This window comes from Paenibacillus sp. AR247, assembly GCF_002968895.1.
Classification (GTDB): domain Bacteria; phylum Bacillota; class Bacilli; order Paenibacillales; family Paenibacillaceae; genus Paenibacillus_AQ; species Paenibacillus_AQ favisporus.
Window position 1 is genome coordinate 15,071 of record NZ_PCZT01000006.1, and the last position, 3,435, is coordinate 18,505.

Here is a 3,435-nt window from a genome sequence, read left to right on the forward strand (position 1 = left end):
TTTCGACAAGAAGGGTACAATAAATATAGAAGACCATGGAAGGTGGAGCAGAAACATGTACTTTAAAAAAATTGGTGTTATCGGCGGGGGGACGATGGGCCAAGGCATAGCCGAAATGCTGGCCGCCAGAGGCCTGGACGTTCTGCTGGTCGAGAAAACGCCGGAGAAACTCGATTATTCGTACAGCATGATCGAAACGAGTCTCGATAAGCAGCTTGAGAAATGGGCGATCACCCAGGCGGAGAAAAAGCTCATTTTGGGCCGAATCCAGAAGGTGGTCCATTTTGCCGAGCTGGGAAGCTGCGATATGGTCATTGAGACCATTTCGGAGGATCTCGAATCGAAGAAGGAAGTATTTGCCCAGCTGGATCAAGTGTGTCCTAATCATATTATTCTCGCCAGCAATACTTCTACGCTCAGCTTAACGGAGCTTGCGAGCACGACGATGTATCCGGAGCGTGTCATCGGTCTGCACTTTATCCATCCTGTCAGCAAGGTTGACCTCGTGGAAATTATCCGCGGCCTGAAGACGTCTGATTCCACGTTCGGGGAAACGAAGCGTTTTGTGGAGGAAGTCGTGGACAAGAAAGGGATCATGGTATATGAGTCCCCAGGCTTTGTGACGAGCCGCATGATCTGCCTGATGATTAACGAAGCGCTGCATATCCTGCAGGAAGGCGTCGCCTCCGCGGAGGATATTGACGATGCTATGCGGATCGGCTATTCGTTCCAGCATGGACCGCTCGAAATGGCGGACCGCTTCGGTCTGGATTCGGTCCTGGCCGCTCTGGAGCGCATGTTCCGCGAGTTCGGCGAACTGAAATACCGCCCGTCCATCGTGCTGAAGAAAATGGTTCGTGCCGGGCATTTGGGCGTGAAAACGGGAGTAGGCTTCTTCAAGTATGACAAGGATGGTGACCGCGTGTGAAAATTTTGGTAATCAATGCTGGCAGCTCCTCGCTGAAATACCAGCTGTATGATATGACAGACGAAAGCGTACTACCAGCTGTATGATATGACAGACGAAAGCGTACTTGCAAAAGGACTCGTAGAACGGATCGGCATGGACTCATCCATCGTTACCCATAAACCTACCGGCCGTCCGGACGTGACTGAGGTCAGCGAAATTCTGGAGCATACGACGGCGATCCGCAAAGTGCTTGCACTGCTGACGGATAAAGAGAACGGCGTGATCGAATCCGTGGATGAAATCCAGGCGGTCGGCCACCGGGTCGTGCACGGGGGAGAATTCTTCAAGGAATCCGCTCTGGTGGATGCGGAAGCCAAGTCTAAAATCCGCCAGCTGTTCGATCTGGCACCGCTTCATAACCCTGCATCCATGCTGGGGATCAAAGCAACGGAGGCGAATATGCCTGGCGTTCCGCAGGTTGTCGTGTTCGATACCGCCTTCCATCAGACCATGCCGGAGACGGCTTATCTGTATGCCATTCCGAGAGTGCTGTACAACAAATACAAAGTCAGACGTTACGGTATGCATGGCACCTCGCATGATTTTGTCAGCAAAGCTGCAGCGGAGTACCTGGGCCGGCCGCTGGAGGATCTGAAGATCATTACCTGCCACATCGGTAACGGGGCCAGCCTAACCGCCGTGGATGGCGGAAAATCGGTTGACACCTCCATGGGCATGACACCGCTCGAAGGCTTGATGATGGGTACACGCAGTGGTGACCTGGATCCGGCGATCGTTCCTTACGTGATGAACAAGGAAGAGCTGACGGTCAACGAAGTGAACTCCATGCTGAACAAGCACAGCGGGCTATTGGCCATTTCCGGCATCAGCAGCGACATGCGCGAAATTACCGAAGGGATGGAGAAGGGCGATGCCCATTCCAAGCTGGCCTTTGACATGTACGAATACCGTCTGCGCAAGTACATCGGTTCATATGCTGCCGCGCTAAATGGCGTGGACGTGATCGTCTTCACGGCGGGCGTCGGTGAGAATTCGGTTGTTTTGCGTAAAAAAGTATGCGAAAATTTGACTTACCTGGGCGTGGAATTGGACGAAGAACTGAACGCCGTCCGTTCCGGCGAACCGCGCCGCATTTCTTCCAAGAACTCCAAGGTGGAAGTGCTGGTCGTTCCGACGAACGAGGAACTGGTGATCGCCCGCGATACCAACCGGATCGTTCAATCCTTGAACGCCTAGGCTGAAGGGATACAGGCAAGTAAAGTTAAGGGAGAGATTGAGGCATGGCCACCAAATGTGTAATTCGTGACGTAAGCAAGCACGTGGGTGAAACCGTCACGATTGGCAGCTGGATCAACAACAAGCGTTCCAGCGGTAAAATTCAATTTTTGCAGCTGCGCGACGGCACTGGATATATCCAGGGCGTCGTCGTCAAGAGCGAAGTCACCGATAAAGTATGGGAAGACGCGAAAAGCTTGACGCAGGAGAGCTCCCTGTACGTCACAGGCGTCGTGCGCGAGGAGCCGCGCAGTCCGTCCGGCTATGAGATGACCGTCACGGATGTGGAAATCATTCATCTGACGGAGAACTATCCGATTACGCCGAAAGAGCATGGCGTCGACTTCTTGATGGATCACCGCCACCTGTGGCTCAGATCGTCCAAGCAGCGGGCGATCCTGGTGATCCGCGCCGAAATTATCCGGGCTGTGCAGGAGTTCTTCGACCAGAACGGCTTCACCCTGGTGGACCCGCCGATCTTGACGCCGACGTCGGCCGAAGGGACAACGAACCTGTTCCATACGAAATACTTCGAGGAGGACGCCTATCTCACGCAGAGCGGTCAGCTGTACATGGAAGCCGCGGCGATGGCCCTAGGTAAGGTGTATTCGTTCGGACCGACTTTCCGTGCCGAGAAGTCCAAAACCCGGCGCCATTTGATTGAGTTCTGGATGATCGAGCCGGAAATGGCATTTACGGATCATGAAGAGAGCCTCCGTGTGCAGGAGCAGTTCATTGCGCATGTGGTGCAGTCCGTCGTCAAAAACTGCCGCGCAGAGCTGGAAGCGGTGGGACGCGATGTATCCAAGCTGGAGAACATCCAGGCGCCGTTCCCGCGCATCACGTACGATGAAGCGATCGAATTTTTGCATGGACAAGGCTTCGATATTCCTTGGGGCGAGGATTTTGGCGCTCCGCATGAAACGGCGATTGCCGAAAATTACGACAAGCCGGTGTTCATTACGCACTATCCGGTCGGCATCAAGGCGTTCTATATGAAGCCGGATCCGAACCGTCCGGACGTCGTGCTGTGTGCTGATATGATCGCTCCGGAAGGATACGGCGAAATTATCGGCGGCTCGCAGCGGATCGACGATCCGCAGCTGCTGGAGGAACGCTTCAAGGAGCATGAGCTGTCCACGGACGCCTACCAATGGTACTTGGACCTGCGTAAATACGGAACCGTGCCGCATTCCGGATTTGGTCTCGGACTGGAACGGACGGTAGCC

The 3,435-nt window shown here is 54.2% G+C and carries 2 protein-coding genes and 1 pseudogene; all 3 read left to right on the top strand.

Going from position 1 to position 3,435, the window contains the following annotated elements:
• Window positions 1–55: 55 nt before the first annotated feature.
• A complete protein-coding gene (locus CPT76_RS04950; protein WP_105442126.1) occupies window positions 56–928 on the top strand; it encodes a 3-hydroxyacyl-CoA dehydrogenase family protein in 873 nt (290 codons plus the stop codon).
• Window positions 925–2,167: pseudogene (locus tag CPT76_RS04955) on the top strand (acetate/propionate family kinase). The gene CPT76_RS04950 and the pseudogene CPT76_RS04955 overlap by 4 nt, the downstream one beginning before the upstream one ends.
• Before the next feature lie 44 nt (window positions 2,168–2,211).
• Window positions 2,212–3,435 (top strand): asparagine--tRNA ligase (gene asnS / locus CPT76_RS04960; RefSeq protein ID WP_105442127.1); only part of this gene is annotated, 1,224 nt, incomplete at its 3' end.